Origin of the sequence: Dyadobacter sandarakinus (assembly GCF_016894445.1) — a bacterium.
Classification (GTDB): Bacteria; Bacteroidota; Bacteroidia; order Cytophagales; family Spirosomataceae; genus Dyadobacter; species Dyadobacter sandarakinus.
Genome location: NZ_CP056775.1, coordinates 5,850,094 through 5,867,793, shown reverse-complemented (window position 1 = coordinate 5,867,793; position 17,700 = coordinate 5,850,094). Strand labels below are relative to the sequence as shown.

Here is a 17,700-nt window from a genome sequence, read left to right as displayed (position 1 = left end):
CGTGGATTCGGCACAAAGAACGTCATTTAACACTCGAAACCAATCGGGATTAAACAAAAAAATGGCCTACCGCATTACAGTAGGCCATTCCACGTAAACCCTCCTCTATCAGTGTTCGTCAAAAATGTTATTGGACTCCAACAGGGCGTCGGGCCCAAAGCAACAATTTGCTTGACTGAATACTAATAACTAAAATTCTGTGCCAAATTATCAAAGATTGCCGAGCAGAGCAAAGTATATCAAACATTTTTCCGAAAACAGTAGCCCAATTACTACAATGATCGGCCAATTTTGAATGCATGAGCACTTTTTACTTTTTACCTGAATCTGCTAGTGTTTACTAATGCAACATTATCGGTAATACATTCCCCAGATTTATGCCCCAGCATGTGGCAGTGCAGGCTGACGGGTCATTTCGATGTGCTCTATGGCATCTTCCAGGTAAATACCGCTGGTTTGCTCAAATCCGAACAGCCCGTAAAACTCATGGAGATGTGCCTGAGCACCAATCCGGATGGTTGTTAAACCGTATCGTTTTTCGAGTTCGGCAATGGAAGTTTGCAGCAGCGCGGCACCCCAACCTTTGCCACGGCCATTGGCACTTACCACAATGCGGCCGATCGAAGGGTAAGGATAAGAGAGGCCCGCGGGCACAATGCGCGAGTAGGCCACGAGTTCGGAACCGGCATAGCCGAGTACATGCATGCATTGCTGGTCTTTGTTATCAGCATCCAGAAAGTTGCATTTTTGTTCAACCACAAACACTTTACTGCGCAGCCGCAGGATCTGGTAAAGTGCCTCGACGGATAAGGAGTGAAATGGCACGACAACCCATTTGAGATTATGTTTATTTTCCACGAACGTTGCTTCTGTGTTTTACCTGAATTTAATGGTCTTTTATAAATTTGCAGCCTGATGACGTCCGGCGCAGCAATGTCCGGCGAAATGGTCGCACTGTTTTTTCAAATACAAAGATTAACTACTAATTACCAACAAGCATGGGAAGAGCTTTCGAATATAGAAAAGCCAGGATGTTTAAGCGCTGGGACAAGATGGCCAAAACCTTTACACGGATTGGCAAAGAGATTGTCCTGGCAGTAAAAAGCGGTACGGCCGATCCGGCTACCAATGCCAGGCTCAGGGTACTCCTGCAAAATGCAAAGGCCGCGAATATGCCCAAGGATACCGTTGAGCGGGCCATCAAGCGGGCTTCGTCAAAGGATCAGGAAGATTATAAGGAAATGGTGTATGAAGGTTATGGCCCACATGGGGTTGCAATCCTTGTTGAAAGCACCACCGATAATCCTACCAGAACCGTGGCCAATGTGCGCAGCTACTTCAATAAGCTGGGCGGCAGCCTTGGTACGATGGGTATGCTCGACTTTATTTTTGAAAGGAAATGCATCTTTAAGGTAAAGAATGTAGCCGGCAAAGACCTTGAAGAGCTGGAATTTGAACTGATCGATGTAGGAGGCGAGGAAGTTTTTCTTGATGAAGAATCAGGCCTGATCAACATCTATGGAGAATTTACAGCATTCGGAAATTTGCAGCACTGGCTGGAAGACAACGGATACGAGATTGTGGAGGCCGACTTTGAGCGCATTCCCAATGACACCAAAAAGCTCAGCGAAGAAGAAGTGGCGGAAGTGGAAAAGCTGATCGAGAAAATTGAAGACGATGACGATGTACAGCGTGTATACCACAACATGGCTTAATGCAAAGCCTCAATCCTGTGCTGTTTTTGCATAAACATAAATGAATCCCCGGCCTTCTTCCCCAGCAGGGAGGCCCCAACCGGCGAGGAAGAAGAGACGACCATAATCCTCTCTTCTTCCCACTCCACGGCGCCGAGGCTCACAGCTATAAAAAACCATCCGGCCGTCGTTTGCAGCAAGGTACCCAGCGTACTTTTTCCGGGTACCTCCGATCCCGTGATCTTTTCAAGGACAAGCCGCTCCTGCCGTGCCTGCTCATATTGGCGGGCATGCATGTTACGGTCGAGCTGACCCATGGACCGGGAGGTTTCGTACTTATCCCCTGCCGAGCTTTTTCCCTGATCATTGGCCGAATCCTGTGCGGCCTCCATTGCGCTCCACGCGACCATCATTCGTTCACCAAGCAGCGTTTTGAGGTGGTCTAAAAGCAGCGATTTGTTCATGAAAGTAAATTTGTCAGAAGAATTTTCTCGCTAATATTCAATTTTTTAGCCGCCTGCCAAGCATCCGGCGCTGTAAAATCTTATTCTGCCTGCCCGGTTGACCAAACATCCTTATTATCTTTGCAAAACTTTCTCGAATATTGGCAATGACAAAACTTTCAGTCCGGCACCTACTCGGAATTAAAAACCTGAACGAAACTGACATTCACACCATCCTGGACACTGCTACCCAATTTAAGGAAGTTATCAATCGTCCGATCAAGAAAGTACCTTCTCTCCGGGACATTACCATTGCCAACGTTTTCTTTGAAAATTCAACCCGTACCCGTCTTTCCTTTGAGCTTGCCGAAAAACGGCTTTCTGCGGATGTGGTCAACTTTTCTGCTTCCGGGAGCTCGGTAAAAAAGGGAGAAACGCTGCTGGACACGGTGAATAACATCCTGGCCATGAAGGTGGACATGATCGTGATGCGGCACAGCAGTCCGGGGGCCCCGCATTACCTTTCCACACGCATTCCGGCCAATGTCGTGAATGCGGGAGACGGTACCCACGAGCATCCTACCCAGGCATTGCTGGATGCTTTTTCCATGCGCGAAAAACTGGGTGACCTGGCCGGGAAAAAAATTGCGATCATCGGTGATATAACCCATTCGAGGGTAGCGCTTTCCAATATTTTCTGTTTGCAGAAACTGGGTGCCGAAGTAATGGTTTGCGGGCCTTCAACACTGATCCCCAGACATTTGAATGAGCTTGGCGTGCGTATCGGGCACAATGTCAGGGAAGCTTTGCAGTGGTGTGACGTGGCCAATGTGCTGCGCATCCAGCTCGAACGCCAGCAGATCAAATACTTTCCGTCGCTCCGGGAATATTCCCTTTATTACGGGATCAACAAGGAAATGCTGGATGAGCTGGACCGTGAAATTGTGCTCATGCACCCGGGACCTATCAATCGGGGCGTGGAGCTTACCTCGGATGCGGCTGACAGCCAGCATTCTATTATCCTGAACCAGGTAGAAAATGGTGTAGCAGTGCGCATGGCAGTGTTATACCTTCTGGCCCAGCAGTAGTGCATTTTGGTGCGAAATTTTCTTAATGGTTTGTTGGGTAAATTTGGTGCTTCCTTCGTTATTTGACAAACGATGAGAAACGATACATGAGAACCTCTTTAAGCACCTTTACTTATATCATATCTGTCCTGCTGATGGCCGGCTGCGCATCGTCCAGCAAAACCCAGAAGCAAATTCCGGAAGCACAGGTACGCCCCACGGATCAGCAGGCCGCCGTTGCGTCCGTCAGTGAAGAGTATACGCTGATCTCCATCCAGAGCAAATACCTTTTAAAAGATACTACCCAGTCAACTGTATACCTGTATGTTGATGCATTAAAAGGTAAAAACCCGATTGCTGCGCAAGACTTTATCAGAACCTACAACCTGAACTACGTGATCTACTCAGATTACGGCACGCGCGACAGGCTTGGCTATGGCAATGTAAAGCTTGACTCCTCCAATGTGTCGAAGGTGGGCGATAAAATCGTGATTCGGTACGAAATCAAGAGCCCTAACAAGGACTATGGCGTACTTTTAAGCGAAATCAGCCAGACAGGCACGCTGAAAAAAGTATTGAATGACCTGACGATCCATTTCAAGAAAATGGCGGTGGGGCAGGTTTATGGCGTGTACACAGCCACCAGCACACAGCCGCTACAAAGGCATTACATCAATTTAAATGAAGAATTTACATTAAAAAATACCGAAGGAAGCCCGGCCCAGCTTCACGTGGTTTACTACAATCACGATTTTGAGGCCGCAGGTTCTCCTATGAACGTCGCTCAGAAGAACGCCGGGAAGACGCTTGAAATTGACAGCACGTTCAGCATTAATGCCAATGAGCCGCTGCGGTTTACGAAAGAAGGACTTTACAACATTTTTGCAGACACCAGCAAGTCGGAAGGTCTGGGGTTACTTGTTGTAAACGAACGTTTTCCAAAAATGACACGTCCGCAGCTTCTGCTGGAACCGCTGCTTTATATGAGTACCAACAATGAAATTGGTGAGATCAAAAAGGCGGATGATTTTAAAAAAGCACTCGACAAATACTGGCTTACGCTGATGAATGGAAATGCCATGCTGGCGCAGCAGTCCATCCGTGCCTACTATGGCCGTGTAGAGGAAGCCAATCAGCTTTTTACCACTTATAAGGAAGGCTGGAAAACCGATAAGGGAATGATATATATCGTCCTCGGACCGCCGGATAAGGTGCAGCGCAGCAAGGATCGTGAGGTATGGACCTACGACCGTCGCGGCAATGCACAGAATGTGAATTTTACTTTTAATCGCAGAAACAATCAATTTGTGGATGATCATTATGAACTGGTTCGCTATGCCGAATACCAGCCAATCTGGTATCCAGTAGTAGAAGCATGGAGAAACGGAAGTATCCGGTAAGAAAACCGGCCCCCAGACCGTCGCAGGCAGATATGGTATTTGGCACACAGTCAGTGCTGGAAACATTGCGTTCGGGAAAAGAAATCGAAAGACTGTTTGTTCAGCGCGAGTTTGGTCTGAACGAGATCGAAAAGCTCGCCAAAGAACGCGAAGTTCCTTTGCAGCGGGTACCGGTTGAAAAGCTCAACCGCATAACCCGCAAAAATCACCAGGGTGTTATTGCATTTGTATCGCCAATCCGGTACATGCCGCTGCACAATGTGCTTACGCAGGTTTTTGAAGAAGGCAAAACGCCCCTCTTCCTGCTGCTCGACCGCATTACCGACGTCCGCAACTTTGGAGCAATTGCCCGTACGGCGGAATGTGCCGGTGTACAGGCGATTATTGTTCCGATGAAAGGCGGTGCGCAGATCAATGCAGACGCTATGAAAACTTCATCCGGTGCATTGAACTTCCTGCCAATCTGCCGGGAGCCGAATCTCGGCGAAACCCTGACTTACCTCCGAAACAGCGGCTTGCAGATTATTGCCTGTACAGAAAAGACCGAAAAATCCGTGTACCAGGTGGATTATTCCATTCCTACGGTGATCATCATGGGATCTGAGGAAGACGGGATTTCAAGGGAATTCCTTCAAATGGCTGATGCGAGTGCCAAGATTCCATTGAACGGGCAGGTTGAATCGCTCAATGTTTCGGTGGCCTGCTCGGTCATATTGTATGAAGCAGTGCGGCAACGGCTGGTTTAAAATTTTTGTCCCGAATTGCAGAATGTTTATTCATTCACTTTTGTTACATTTGCATAACACCTGAACCGGCATTGGATTGCATCTCCTCTAAGCACGTCAGGTGTTTTTTTATTCCAGGGTCTCCCACCGGATCGATTCCGTGATTGAATACAGAAAATAGCGGTTTTGAACTGTAAATTGAATATTAAAATAGGCGGTCTTCCCGCCTATTTCCGTTTCAAAGAAGTGGTATCCGATAACGTGTTGCTTCGGATGATTTTGATGTGAAGTAAACCCGACATACCTAGCGCCCCTGAGCGCATCCTCCAAGCCTTCAATCAGCAACAGTATTTTATCCGGATAGGGGTCAAATGGCTGGTTAATGCATTCCTTCACCCCAGACATATTAAACTTGATTTCCGCATCCAGCTCTTTTCTGTAAATGCCGATTTCTGTTGCTACAAGGTCAACTTTTACTCTTTCCCTCGCCACCCGGCGCAAGAGATTTAAATCCATCTGTCATGTTTGGTTTGTAGTAAACAATACAGAGGAAATTGAGTAAAGTAATTGGTGCGGAAAGGGCAAGTTAACGAAACCTGACCTGATTACCAGCCCCGCTCCTGCCGGAAGCTTTTCATAATCCAGCCTCCGCCTACCACATCATCACCTTCATAAAAAACAGCCGCCTGGCCAGGTGCAATGCCGTTGACGCCGTCGTGAAAACGGGCAACAATCTGATCAGGACCGGTTTGTTCAATGATTGCAGGCGTGCCGTCGTGTTTGTAGCGGACTTTGGTGATGGTTTCAAGCGGCTGCTCGATAGAAGCGTACTTTTGGAGGTTCAGCTTGCTGACATGCATGCCGTCGCGGAAAAGGTCAGGCATGTCGCCGAGCACTACTTCATTGGAATCCTTCCGGATTTCAGTTACAAAAACAGGACGTCCCAGTGCGATACCCAGTCCCTTCCGCTGACCAACGGTATAAAATGGATAACCTTCATGTTTTCCGACAACCGTACCATCCGCGTAAACGAAGTTACCGCCTGCCACCTCGGCTTCCAGGCCGGGAATGCGTCTTTTCAGAAACCCGCGGTAATCATTATCCGGCACGAAACAGATCTCGTAGCTTTCCGATTTATTGACCAGATCAATAAATCCCCGCTCCCGCGCCATTTCCCTGATTTCCGACTTACGCAGGTGTCCTAGCGGCAGCTTGGTCCGGGAAAGACTTTCCTGTGAAACCCCCCAGAGTACGTAGCTCTGATCCTTCCAGGTGTCTACGCCTTTGGAAACATAATGCCTGCCGTTGCTGAACTGCATATTGGCATAATGCCCGGTAGCAATAAACTCACAGTCGAGGCGGTCGGCGCGGCGGAGCAATGCATCCCACTTGATGTGCGTATTACAAAGTACACAAGGATTGGGCGTACGGCCTTCCAGGTATTCGCCGGTAAAATGGTCGATCACATAATCGCCGAATTCATTCCTGATATCGAGAATGTAATGCGGAAAACCGAGTTCGACTGCAATTGTGCGGGCGTCGTTGATGGAGTCGAGGGAGCAGCAGCCGGTTTCTTTTTTGGTACCGCCGCTGCTGGCGTAATCCCAGGTTTTCATGGTCATCCCGATGACCTCGTAACCTTGTTCGTGAAGTAGGACAGCTGCGAGCGAGCTGTCGATGCCGCCGCTCATGGCGACAAGAATGCGTCCGTGTTTGCTCATTGGATAAATCAGCCGAAGGTTGAATGCCTTCCGATTATGTAAATTTGAAAACCTGTAACAGCCATAATCGACCGTCAGGTTCCGCAAAGGTACGGATAATGCGGGTCAGTTTTGCAGGACCAGTGTGAACGCCTGCTGGTACTGAATTGCTCAGGCAATTACCTGTCTGATTACATTCTTGATATTCAGCTCGACAATTTCGGTCATGCTTTCACATTTGCTGTAATTCTGGTCGGCATAGTAAGCCGCCAGGCCATCACGGAGCTGGTGAATGTTATCTGTGGTGGAAATATTATCCTTGATCGAAACGTCGCGCAACTCTTTGAGCCGGTGCTTGTCACTGCGTGCCTGATACATGATCGACGATTGTTCCTCCTGCTGGTATTGCAGCACGGTTTTGTCTGTCAGACACTCCATCGCCAGTTCTACATAAGGTTTGTTTTCCTTGAAAAACTGCGGCATATACACCCTTGCATTGCCTTCATAAAACTGCTGGTCAAAATCGATGGCGCGAAGCCGGAACTGAAAATCGTCAAAATCGGGCGTGATTTGCATGACAAAATTGTAGGATCGCATATCGCCCAGGAGCGTAATCTTGCAGCGTTCATTAAACTTGACAAATTCCTTGGCGATCCGTATCGGATTATAGTCCGTGTGGCGCAGGCGCGATTTGGCAAATTCGTCGCCCGGAATGCCTGCAATGTGCTCCTCAATCAGCGAATCGCCATCCACAAGGTAGTTCACCTGATTGGGTGAAAAAATCTCTTCAAGTTCAAGTCCGTAAATGCGGGAGGCGTCGGCTTTTTTTACATAAAAGTAATCGTAAATATCATTCAGGCGGTTTACAATCTTGATCCTGAACGGATTAGAGTTCCCGAACTTGCAGTAATCAATGCGTTCAATGTACTTGTGCTCCACAATCCTGAGGTTGCCGGAAGCTTTCAGCATGGCATACGCTTTCTTGAGTCCGTTGTGCAGGCGCTCCACTTCGAGCGGCGGGTACATCGGACTTTCCCAAAGGGTATCCTTTCCATTTTTATCAGTCAGGGGAAACGATTCATAGAAATTAACCAGGTCATGATAACCTACCGGGAGCCTGGCATCACGCTGGTAAAAACGCAGGTATTTGCGCAGTTCAGCACTGACGGGATAAATTGGCTTCTTTTTCAGTATTCTTACATCACCCTGTTCCATAATATTCAAATTACTATTTTTCCGCTCAAATTGCGTGTAAAGTTCACTTTACCGGAATTTTCCCCAGCAATAAGAAACCCCGCTATCATGCGCAAGCCGATCGGAATTGTTGTTTGTGGTGGCCTCAGCACACGCATGGGCACGGACAAAAGTCTGCTCGTTTACCACCAAAAACCACAGCGGTACCACCTGTATGACCTTCTTGCCCCAATATGCAGCGAAGTATGGCTGTCGTGCAATCCTATGCAGGCTCCATCCGTCCTGCCCGGCTTTCGTGTGATAACCGACGCGCCTGAATTTGCCGGAAACGGACCCATAGCGGCCTTGCTTTCAGCCCGAAAAATGCTGGGTACCGGTGACTTTTTGCTTGTTGGATGCGATTATCCGTTCATTTCGGAGGCATCATTAACCGGCTTTTTACATCACATTGATCCCGGAAGTATCGCAGCTGTACACTTTAATCGGGAAGGCTGGTACGAGCCGCTGCTTGGCTGGTACTCCGCAGCAAGTATTCCTTTACTGGAAAGCTCTTTTCATCAGGGAAAAACCAGTCTTCAGTCTTTTCTGAAAAATTACAAGACGCAGCAGTACACTCCTCAAAGTGAGCTGACTATGACGAGTGTGGACACGCCGCAGGAATATGAGCATGCAAGAATGCTTTTGCAGCAAAATTCGGAATTATAAGTCTTGCTCTGTTTTTGTCAATGTGTGCCCAGGTGAAAAGCGGAAGAATTAATACAATGCTAACATTGCTGGCGCAAAGTTGCTGTAATTTTCGCCTCCGGAAATCAGTCAGGCAGGGTTAAACTGCGCGTGCTGGTTCCTTATTGAAGTAGTTAAAACTTTTATTACCAAATGAAAAAAATGATCCTGGCCATGACACTGGCCGCATTCAGCCTTACATCCTTTGACGGTATGTCGCAAAATAAGAACAAGGTGATTGCCCACCGGGGAGCCTGGAAAAATACCGGCGCCACCGAAAACTCCATTGCTGCGCTGGAACATGCAATCAAAATGAAGTGCTATGGCAGCGAGTTCGACGTACACATGTCGGCCGACTCGGTATTGTATGTTTTGCATGACCATTCCATTAAGGGTACCAATATTGAAACGACGGGCTCCGCTGAGCTGTCGCAGATCAAACTGGATAATGGCGAACCGCTCCCTACCCTGGAAGCTTACCTGAAGGCCGGTGCAAAACAAAAGAAAACACGTCTGATCCTGGAAATCAAAACTTCCAAAATAAGCAAGGAACGTTCACTGGCCCTTGCCGCCAAATGCGTTAAAATGGTGAAAGACCTGAAAGTAGCCGGCATTACGGACTACATTGCTTTTGACTTCGATGTTTGTAAAAAAGTAAAGGAACTGGCGCCGAAAGCTCACGTGGAGTACCTGATGGGTGACAAAACGCCTGAGGAGATCAGGGCAGCCGGACTGGATGGTATTGATTACCACTACACCGTGATCAAGAAAAATGAAGATTACATCCGCGCCATGCACGACCAGAAAATGACCACGAATGTATGGACCGTCAATGACGAGGAAACAATGAAATGGCTGCTCGAAAAGAATGTGGATTTTATCACTACCAACGAGCCCGAGCTGCTCCTCCGCATTACAAAATAGATTTCGGGAGAATATAGGATCAGTTGCAAAAATCGGGGCTTACCCGATTTTTGCGGTTTGAAGCTGTCCGTTTGTTTCCCGCCAGGCGCGGATCACCTGTGTGAGCTGCTTGTATTCGATCAAAAATCCATCGTGACCATACAGGGAGTCTATTTCCTGAAAAACGGCATCGGGAATGTGGCGGGCCAGGAACTGCTGCTCCGATAGCGGGAAAAGCAGATCCGACTTGATACCCAGCACGAGCGTTTTGGCCTTCACCTGCCCGAGTGCATGTACAATACCTCCGCGATTACGTCCTACATTGTGGGAGTCCATGATCTTGGACAGTATCCAGTACGAAAATGCATTGAACCGCTTCACAAACTTATCACCCTGGTACTGCTGGTACGACGATGCCCTGAAATCATCAATCTGATCAGGATTGTCGCGAGCCTGGGTGAAATTATAGGTATCATAATTACGATAGGAAAGCAATGCAATGGAGCGCGCCGCCCGCATTCCCATGCTTCCCGCATCGTCTTTTTCTTCCTTAAAAGTAGGATCCGCCGCGATCGCCATTCTTTGTGACTCATTGAATGCAATACCCCAGGGAGAGTGCAATGCATTGGATGCAATCAGGATCAGTTCTTCAAAAATGTCGGGCACTTCCACCGCCCATTCCAATGCCTGCTGCCCGCCCAGCGAGCCGCCTATGCACATATTAATTTTGCGGATACCCAGCTCCTGGCGAAGCAGGTCCAGTGTACCAACCACGTCACGGACCGTTACGGTGGGAAAGTCGCGGTAGTAAGGCTTATGCGTTCTCGGATTCACCGACAGCGGGCCTGTGGAGCCGTAAGCCGACCCTAGTATATTGGCGCAAACCACAAAATGCTCCCGCGGATTGAAATATTTATCATCCCCCACCAGCCCGTCCCACCAGTCGGTCGCATTGGCACTGCCCGTCAGTGCGTGGCAGATCCATACAACGTTGGTCCCTTCCTCATTGATCGACCCGTAAGTAGTATAAGTAAGTTCAAAGCCTGGCAGCTCCCCGCCCATTTCGAGGGCATAGGCGTAGGGATATTTAAAGATTTTCTGTTCCGGTTGCATAGGTGCCAGCGCACGTGGTTAAATTGTTTTTTATACCAGCCTACCATTGCCCCGCAGGACAAAAATAAACCATGAGCCGTGCCATTCAGGATTTCACGGGTATAAGAGAATATAAAGCCACTCGGCTTACAGAAATTTCCAAAAGTAATTTCAAACGAATTGAATTTATATCTCCTAATAACTTAGGTGGGAATTAGCACCTTTCTCCACAGTGGTAGCAGGTTGCCAGAGGTTCGTAGAGCCCATTCTCTCGCCTCTTCTTTATAAATCAACTGCTGGCAGTGAAGCGAATTGATTGATGTTGCAATATTAAAGGCAGGTGCCTGAAAAAACAAACAAATGCCGAAATTCTCTTGTGAGGCCTTCCAGCGGGCTTATCTTTGGCGTTTTGTTACCCGCTTTTTATGAAAACTGTTCTTATCTGCCTTCTTTCCTTCTTTACAACACCGCTCTTTGCACAAGGTATCCGGCCCGATCCGGAACGCATCGCCAAGCACGTCAACAAGCTTGCGTCCGACAAGATGAAAGGACGCGGTACCGGCAGCCGGGAAAATAAAAAAGCGTCCGAATACGTCGCGCGTGCATTCAAAAAATACAGCCTGGCGCCCAGGGGTACCACGGGATACTATCAGCCTTTTACCGCCAAAATCCGGCGTGTGGTCGTCCCCGACAGCATACGTGAAACCAGGAACGTTATTGGCTTTCTCGATAATCAGGCACCCTATACCATTATCATCGGAGCGCATTTTGACCATCTGGGCATGGGCATGCAGGGAAGTTCCAAAGCTGAGAAGCCCGAAGGTCAGATCCACAATGGTGCCGACGACAATGCGTCCGGAGTGGCCGGACTGCTGGAACTCGCCAGGTATTTTTCTGAAAATGGTGTGAAGGAAAGCTGCAATTTCCTGTTCATTGCATTTGGGGCCGAAGAGCTGGGGCTGGTAGGCTCGCGCTACTTTGTAAACAATCCTACTATCCCGCTGAACCAGGTCAACTTTATGTCCAACATGGATATGATAGGCCGGTACGATCCTGCGCGCGGAGTAGGTATCGGCGGGTTTGGTACTGCCTCCGAGTGGCCGGCGGTTTTTGAAGGTGTAAAAGGTGATGCCAAATTCTTTACAGACAAGGCAGGCAGCGGCGGCTCTGACCACGGTTCATTTTATACCAAAAACATTCCTGTACTTTTCTTCCATACCGGCGGCCACGACGACTATCATAAGCCGACGGACGATCCCGCCAAAGTGGATTCCAAAGCGGAAGCTGCCATCCTGAACATTGAGATCGCGATCATTGAAAATGCCATGAAGCTTCCCAGGCTCACTTTTAGTGAGGTAAAGTAAGTCGGATGTCTCACCCTTAAACAATCAGGTTTTGTTCGGTTTTGTCGCCCCCTCTTTTACTTACGGTCATTCACATGTTTCACCCGAAGATTTGTACGGAAGTTTGTTCAGGGATGTGCAAAATAGTAAAATATTCAAGGATTCCAAAACTTTTGCCGACTCCCTGCCGATCGATGATCCTGTACTGATTATAGAAAGGTACCATCACGAGAAGAGTGAACCTGGGTTCAATTTGTCGCAGTTTGTTGAAAAACATTTCCAGATGCCGGCACATTACGTGTCCACATTCCATGCAGATACTTCCAAGCCCGTTTCCGACCACATCGAGAGGCTGTGGCCCGTACTCACCCGCCAGCCGGATTACCAGGAGCGGGGCGGCTCGCTGATTCCCCTGCCCCATCCTTATGTAGTACCCGGCGGACGGTTCCGTGAAATATATTACTGGGACAGCTACTTTACCATGCTAGGGCTGCGCGAATCGGGCAAAAAGGAGCTGATCGGGCATATGGTTGAAAACTTTGCTTACCTCATCAACAGCTTTGGCTATGTACCTACAGCCAACCGGACCTATTACCTGAGCCGGTCGCAGCCGCCTTTTTTCTCCCTGATGGTGCGTCTTTACGCCGAAATGGAGGATAATAAGATACTGACGCGCTTCCTGCCGCAACTTCAGAAGGAGTACAACTATTGGATGAATGATGATGAAGCAGCAAAAAAGGACTTTACGGCCTACCGGAGAGTAGTACATCTACCCGGCGGCAAGGTTCTGAACAGGTACTGGGACGACCGGGCGACACCCCGGCCCGAATCGTACCGGGAGGATGTTGAGCTGGCGGACGCAGCTTTTGAAAAATACGGCACTCCGCGTGACCAGCTGTACCGGCACATCCGCGCAGCTGCCGAATCGGGCTGGGACTTCAGCAGCAGGTGGTTTGGCGATGAAAATGATTTTTCTACGATCCATACAACCGATATCCTGCCCGTAGACCTGAATTGTCTATTGTATCACCTGGAAAAAACACTGGCAGAGGCATACCTGCTGGGCGATAACCGTAAAATGCACCTCGAATTTGAGGAAAAAGCAAAAGCACGGGTAGTGGCTATCCACGAATATTTCTGGAACGACGAGCGGAAGTTTTTCATGGACTACGACTTTGTAAAGCAGCAATCTACCCGGCCCCTGACACTGGCCGGCCTTTTTCCATTGTTTTTCAAACTTGCGCGTAAGGATCAGTCACACTACATCCGCGGCTATGTGCGGCTCAACTTTCTGAAATCCGGCGGTTTGCTGACCACCAAAGTACGATCGGGACAACAATGGGATTCGCCCAATGGCTGGGCTCCTCTCCAGTGGATTGCGTATCAGGGATTAAGAAATTACAATTTCAACCGCATTGCCAATCAGCTCAATGAGAACTGGCTTTCCCTGATTGACAAGGAATTCAAGCACTCGGGTAAAATGCTTGAAAAGTACGACGTGGCCGATACCAACCTGCTGGCCGGCGGCGGCGAGTACGAAAACCAGGAAGGTTTTGGCTGGACCAATGGCGTATACCTGCGGATGAAGCGGCACCAGCGGTGAGCACCCACTGCATTTTATAATATGCTAATGAGTTTCTAATCTGATCTTGAAAAATTCCAGACAATACTCCTTTTTGTAGAAGATATTTTTAATACCTTGGTATATTATCATTCCACCGAACACTCCATGAAACTTTCCATATATCAGATTGATGCTTTCACTGATAAACTTTTCGGCGGTAATCCTGCTGCCATTGTTCCCCTTGAAGAATGGCTTCCCGACGCTACCCTGCTGGCAGTTGCTGCTGAGAATAACCTGGCCGAAACCGGCTTTTACGTACCAACTGAAAATGGATTTCATATCCGCTGGTTTACACCTACGGTAGAAGTAGACCTTTGCGGACATGCCACGCTGGCAGCTGCCTACGTGATTTTTAATATAAAGAAATACGATGGTCAGCGCATCCGCTTCGAGTCGCGCAGCGGTGAGCTCATTGTTGATTGCATGGACAACTGGCTCACGCTGAACTTTCCAGTCGACCAGTTTCAGGTAGCAGTACCGCCACCCGCATTGGTGGAAAGTATCCATTCCGTGACGATGCTGGAAGTGTACAAAGGCAGATCCGACTACTTGGTTGTACTTGACTCTGAGCAGGAAGTACTTGACCTCGATCTGGACATCATCATCTTGTCAACCATCCCCGCCCGGGGTATTATTGTGACCGCGCCCGGTAATGACGTGGATTTTGTTTCAAGATTCTTTGCACCGCAGTCAGGCATTGACGAAGATCCTGTGACAGGCTCGGCGCATACGACGCTCATCCCGTACTGGGCCGAACGTCTTTCTAAAAACCGCCTTACCGCCAAACAACTTTCCAAGCGCGGCGGCTTTCTGAAATGTGAGCTCGATGGCGACCGCGTGTACATCGGGGGACAAGCCAAACTTTATCTTGAAGGCGAAATCCTGGTCGACTGATCAGGATTTTTTGCCAGCAAGCCGGGTACGCTGGCCTGCATACAAGCCGCCGATCACCAGCAGGGTGCCAAGTACCGTGTAAATGGTAACCGGCTCATCCATAAGCCACCAGGCAAAAAAGAAACCGAATAAAGGACATAGAAAAAGCCAGAGCGAAGCCCGCACCGTATCCAGGCGGAGCAGGTAAAACCAGCATATCAGTCCCACGATCGACACTGCCAGGCTGAGCCATAACACCGACCCCCAGAACCTCATATCCCATTGTGCAACTGAAAAATCGCTGAACAGCAAAGTAGCAGGCAGGAGCAGCAAGCCCCCGATCATCACCTGCCAGCCATTAATCAGCAGGTTGGGCAAAGTCCACTGGATGGTAGCATAGTAAACACTCGCTGCCGACACAGCTACCATGCTGACAGCCAGCAGCATAATACCGGCAGGAGTTGTATGACTGTCACCCAGCAGCGGGTAAGTAGCCAGTCCCACGCCCGCCATTCCCATGATAATTCCCATCCACTCCTCACTTTTCGGACGTCTTTTGAGCCACCAGGAGGAGAGCAGCACAATGATCAGCGGGTTGGTGGAGGTGGACAGACTGCCGATACCCGCCGCTGTGAATTTCATGGCAAACACGTATAAACCCAGGTAGAGCGTTGTATTCAAAAATCCGAACAAAGCCAGCTGCCTGAACTCCGTCCTGCTGGGCAGCCTGTACGACGGATCGCGGGTAAACAAGTACGAGAATGCAAGTAAAATGCTGCCCGCGATGAAAAAACGGATATTTGCCAGGAGCAGCGGGGGTACAGATATTACACCGAATTTGGTAGCGACCGACGCCGATGACCAGAGAATGGAAAACAGGATTCCAATGCCAATATTTTTCACACGCAAACAAAAAATTATGTCCCAAAATTACGTGATGTATTTCGGCTTCGCTGTTCACTTTTCATATTTTTGGGCATGAGTAACAAAATAATCGGGAAGCTCACCACCTTGTTTCTGATTATCCTGTGTGGTTCCCGGGTGTTTGCACAGCAACAGTGGACCTATGATTTCAACAATGGGTTCAACCCTATCGAAAGCGGCGGCATTGCATTGAAACCGCTGGGCACACCCGGACAGGTTGTCAAAGAAAAGATTCCCGGCACGGAAGATCTCAGCAGAAGTACGTATGTATTTGAGAAAAACAGCGGTCTTCAGTTTAACAATGCGGAGGCAAAAGGTTTTCTGAATAAATCTTTTACTGTCGAAATCTATTTCAAACTCGCGGAGCTCGACAGCTGGAAACGTGTGCTTGACTTCAAAAATCGCAAGAGTGACTATGGCAGCTACATCTACGACGGCAAGCTGAACTTTTACGATTTTGCAATCGGAGGAAAGGCCCCGGTCCATGCTGATCGTTACGTGCACTATGTATATTCCCGTGATTTTGAGACAAAAATCATCAAAATGTACATTAATGGGCAATCAAAGCTCGAATTTAAGGATCCGGGTACGGAAGGTATGCTGGATGCCGACCAGGTGCTTAACTTTTTCCAGGACGACCTGATCGCCAATCATGAGTCGAGTTCGGGGACAATTGCGCTCATCCGCCTCTACGACCGGGTGATGACGCCTGTGTTCATCCGCAGGAGTTATCATACCATTGCCAAGAGCTATGGGCAAAAAGACACAGAAGATGAGGAAGTTGCCTCTTCAAAATCTGCTCCCGGCGCCGGACCGGCAAAGAAAAATTTATCGCACGTGACAGGCAGGGTGTATGATGGCAGCAACCTTCGTCCGGTCAATGGAGCCGACGTGCTCGTCAGGAAGTCGGCCAATGACTCGCTGGTAGCACGTACCAAAACTGTGGATGGAATCTACGAGTTTGAGCTGGTACCCTTTGAATCCTACCGGATCTCGGCCCAGGCAGACGGATTTGAGCCGAAGAGCATTCCGGTAAAAACCACCAACAGAAATCAGGAAGTCAAGTCGCTGATCAGCCTGAGCCAGGAATCCTTTACAGCTCCGATGGTAACTTTTTATTTCAAGCAAGGCACGGACGAGCTTGACGGCACTGAGGCCGAGTTAGACTCCGTTGTATCTTACTTTCAAAAACGAACCGATCTGCGGCTGATTCTTAAAGGACATACCGATAATACCGGCGACTTTGAAAAGAACATTGAGCTGTCGAATATGCGTGTCAATGCATTGAAGAACAAGCTGCTGCAAAAAGGAATAAGTGCAGAACGCATAGAGGGAAAGGGACTCGGACCTGCGCAGCCTACCCGCGTCAACCGGTCGGAAGCACTGAAAAAATCGAACAGGCGCGTGGAGGTATGGGCGGAGCCTGTAAAAAGATAAAGCCATCTCACTGAGATGGCTTTATACTGACTATTCCTAAACCCTTAACCTTTTCTTATCTTAAATATCTTTCCTGAGTTGCCTGGCCAAAATCCGGTTTCATCCGGTTATTCTGCTTTGCCAGTCTTTACAGTAATTCACACACCATTAAAAACGTTCCAGCTATTTATTAAAGTAACAAACTTATGAATGTTACTCACTTTTCAGCATTTAAGAAGCAGCGTAACCTGGTATATATACGAATCGGTTCTTTCTGGCTCTTTTTAAAGCTGCGACTAAACATCTTTTCAGTTTATAGCCGCTCAAAAACATTTCACAGGAATAAGAAACACCAATATGCACCGTTTCTACCTGTCCTACATGCTGAATTGTTAAACTTATACAATTCAATCACAATGCAAATGTCATTAATAATCTTGAAATTACAAATTGTACAAAATCCTATCAGCCGAATTTTCTTTGGAATTAAATATTAATATGAGCTATATTATCCCACAATCCTATCACTTCTATCCTTTTCCATTTGCATAAATTTGGCTTAAAGTAGATATTTCAAAA

At 48.3% G+C, this 17,700-nt stretch carries 17 protein-coding genes and 1 riboswitch; of the genes, 10 read left to right on the top strand and 7 right to left on the bottom strand.

The features are described 5' to 3' along the window. Positions 1-375: 375 nt before the first annotated feature. On the bottom strand, positions 376-858 hold the full coding sequence (locus HWI92_RS24335; protein ID WP_229248585.1) for a GNAT family N-acetyltransferase: 483 nt from the start codon (positions 856-858) through the stop codon (positions 376-378). A 140-nt stretch (positions 859-998) separates the two neighbouring features. On the opposite strand from HWI92_RS24335, the gene HWI92_RS24330 reads away from it, so the two are divergent. Further along, complete coding sequence (locus tag HWI92_RS24330) at positions 999-1,715, top strand: YebC/PmpR family DNA-binding transcriptional regulator (RefSeq protein WP_204660005.1); 717 nt, start codon at positions 999-1,001, stop codon at positions 1,713-1,715. Here the strand turns inward: HWI92_RS24330 and HWI92_RS24325 are convergent. Then, positions 1,712-2,158 (bottom strand): transcription elongation factor, encoded by a 447-nt coding sequence (locus HWI92_RS24325; RefSeq protein ID WP_204660004.1) that lies wholly within the window; start codon positions 2,156-2,158, stop codon positions 1,712-1,714. The two genes, HWI92_RS24330 and HWI92_RS24325, sit on opposite strands and share 4 nt — an antisense overlap. 146 nt (positions 2,159-2,304) lie before the next feature. On the opposite strand from HWI92_RS24325, the gene HWI92_RS24320 reads away from it, so the two are divergent. The 3 genes from HWI92_RS24320 (at position 2,305) to rlmB (ending at position 5,350) form a co-directional block, all read left to right on the top strand. Further along, on the top strand, positions 2,305-3,225 hold the full coding sequence (locus tag HWI92_RS24320; protein WP_204660003.1) for an aspartate carbamoyltransferase catalytic subunit: 921 nt from the start codon (positions 2,305-2,307) through the stop codon (positions 3,223-3,225). A gap of 134 nt (positions 3,226-3,359) precedes the next feature. Next, complete coding sequence (locus HWI92_RS24315) at positions 3,360-4,604, top strand: GWxTD domain-containing protein (RefSeq protein WP_204664840.1); 1,245 nt, start codon at positions 3,360-3,362, stop codon at positions 4,602-4,604. Next, positions 4,580-5,350, top strand: a complete 771-nt coding sequence (gene rlmB, locus HWI92_RS24310) for a 23S rRNA (guanosine(2251)-2'-O)-methyltransferase RlmB (RefSeq protein WP_204660002.1) — start codon at positions 4,580-4,582, stop codon at positions 5,348-5,350. Before HWI92_RS24315 ends, rlmB begins: the two co-directional genes overlap by 25 nt. Positions 5,351-5,458: 108 nt before the next feature. Here the strand turns inward: rlmB and HWI92_RS24305 are convergent, their stop codons facing one another. The 3 genes from HWI92_RS24305 to HWI92_RS24295 form a co-directional block, all read right to left on the bottom strand. After that, on the bottom strand, positions 5,459-5,845 hold the full coding sequence (locus tag HWI92_RS24305) for an LPD3 domain-containing protein (RefSeq protein ID WP_204660001.1): 387 nt from the start codon (positions 5,843-5,845) through the stop codon (positions 5,459-5,461). Positions 5,846-5,934: 89 nt separating this feature from the next. After that, a complete protein-coding gene (gene mnmA, locus HWI92_RS24300) occupies positions 5,935-7,050 on the bottom strand; it encodes a tRNA 2-thiouridine(34) synthase MnmA (RefSeq protein ID WP_204660000.1) in 1,116 nt (371 codons plus the stop codon). A gap of 150 nt (positions 7,051-7,200) precedes the next feature. Next, on the bottom strand, positions 7,201-8,244 hold the full coding sequence (locus HWI92_RS24295) for a hypothetical protein (RefSeq protein WP_204659999.1): 1,044 nt from the start codon (positions 8,242-8,244) through the stop codon (positions 7,201-7,203). Positions 8,245-8,331: 87 nt separating this feature from the next. Between HWI92_RS24295 and mobA the strand changes: the two genes are divergently transcribed. Together mobA and HWI92_RS24285 are read left to right on the top strand one after the other, a co-directional pair. Further along, entirely contained in the window at positions 8,332-8,928 is a 597-nt protein-coding gene (gene mobA / locus HWI92_RS24290) for a molybdenum cofactor guanylyltransferase (protein ID WP_204659998.1), read from the top strand. 171 nt (positions 8,929-9,099) lie between these two features. Beyond that, positions 9,100-9,870 carry a glycerophosphodiester phosphodiesterase gene (locus HWI92_RS24285; protein ID WP_204659997.1) on the top strand — a complete coding sequence of 257 codons (771 nt, stop codon included), beginning with the start codon at positions 9,100-9,102 and terminating at the stop codon, positions 9,868-9,870. A 39-nt stretch (positions 9,871-9,909) separates the two neighbouring features. Here HWI92_RS24285 and HWI92_RS24280 read toward each other — a convergent pair whose 3' ends face one another. Then, the gene (locus HWI92_RS24280) at positions 9,910-10,962 is read right to left on the bottom strand and encodes a homoserine O-acetyltransferase family protein (protein WP_204659996.1); all 1,053 of its coding nucleotides are present in this window, start codon (positions 10,960-10,962) and stop codon (positions 9,910-9,912) included. 162 nt (positions 10,963-11,124) lie between these two features. Beyond that, positions 11,125-11,232: riboswitch (SAM riboswitch) on the bottom strand. A gap of 134 nt (positions 11,233-11,366) precedes the next feature. Between HWI92_RS24280 and HWI92_RS24275 the strand changes: the two genes are divergently transcribed. From HWI92_RS24275 to HWI92_RS24265, 3 genes are all read left to right on the top strand, one after another. Beyond that, positions 11,367-12,305, top strand: coding sequence for a M20/M25/M40 family metallo-hydrolase (locus tag HWI92_RS24275; protein ID WP_204659995.1), 939 nt, complete (start codon positions 11,367-11,369; stop codon positions 12,303-12,305). A 31-nt stretch (positions 12,306-12,336) separates the two neighbouring features. Then, a complete protein-coding gene (treA, locus tag HWI92_RS24270; protein WP_204659994.1) occupies positions 12,337-13,887 on the top strand; it encodes an alpha,alpha-trehalase TreA in 1,551 nt (516 codons plus the stop codon). Between the two features lie 126 nt (positions 13,888-14,013). Next, the gene (locus HWI92_RS24265) at positions 14,014-14,802 is read left to right on the top strand and encodes a PhzF family protein (RefSeq protein WP_204659993.1); all 789 of its coding nucleotides are present in this window, start codon (positions 14,014-14,016) and stop codon (positions 14,800-14,802) included. Here the strand turns inward: HWI92_RS24265 and HWI92_RS24260 are convergent, their stop codons facing one another. After that, positions 14,803-15,684, bottom strand: coding sequence for a DMT family transporter (locus HWI92_RS24260; RefSeq protein ID WP_204659992.1), 882 nt, complete (start codon positions 15,682-15,684; stop codon positions 14,803-14,805). A gap of 75 nt (positions 15,685-15,759) precedes the next feature. Here HWI92_RS24260 and HWI92_RS24255 point away from each other — a divergent pair, with 75 nt between their 5' ends. Further along, a complete protein-coding gene (locus tag HWI92_RS24255) occupies positions 15,760-17,142 on the top strand; it encodes an OmpA family protein (protein ID WP_204659991.1) in 1,383 nt (460 codons plus the stop codon). Positions 17,143-17,700 lie beyond the last annotated feature (558 nt).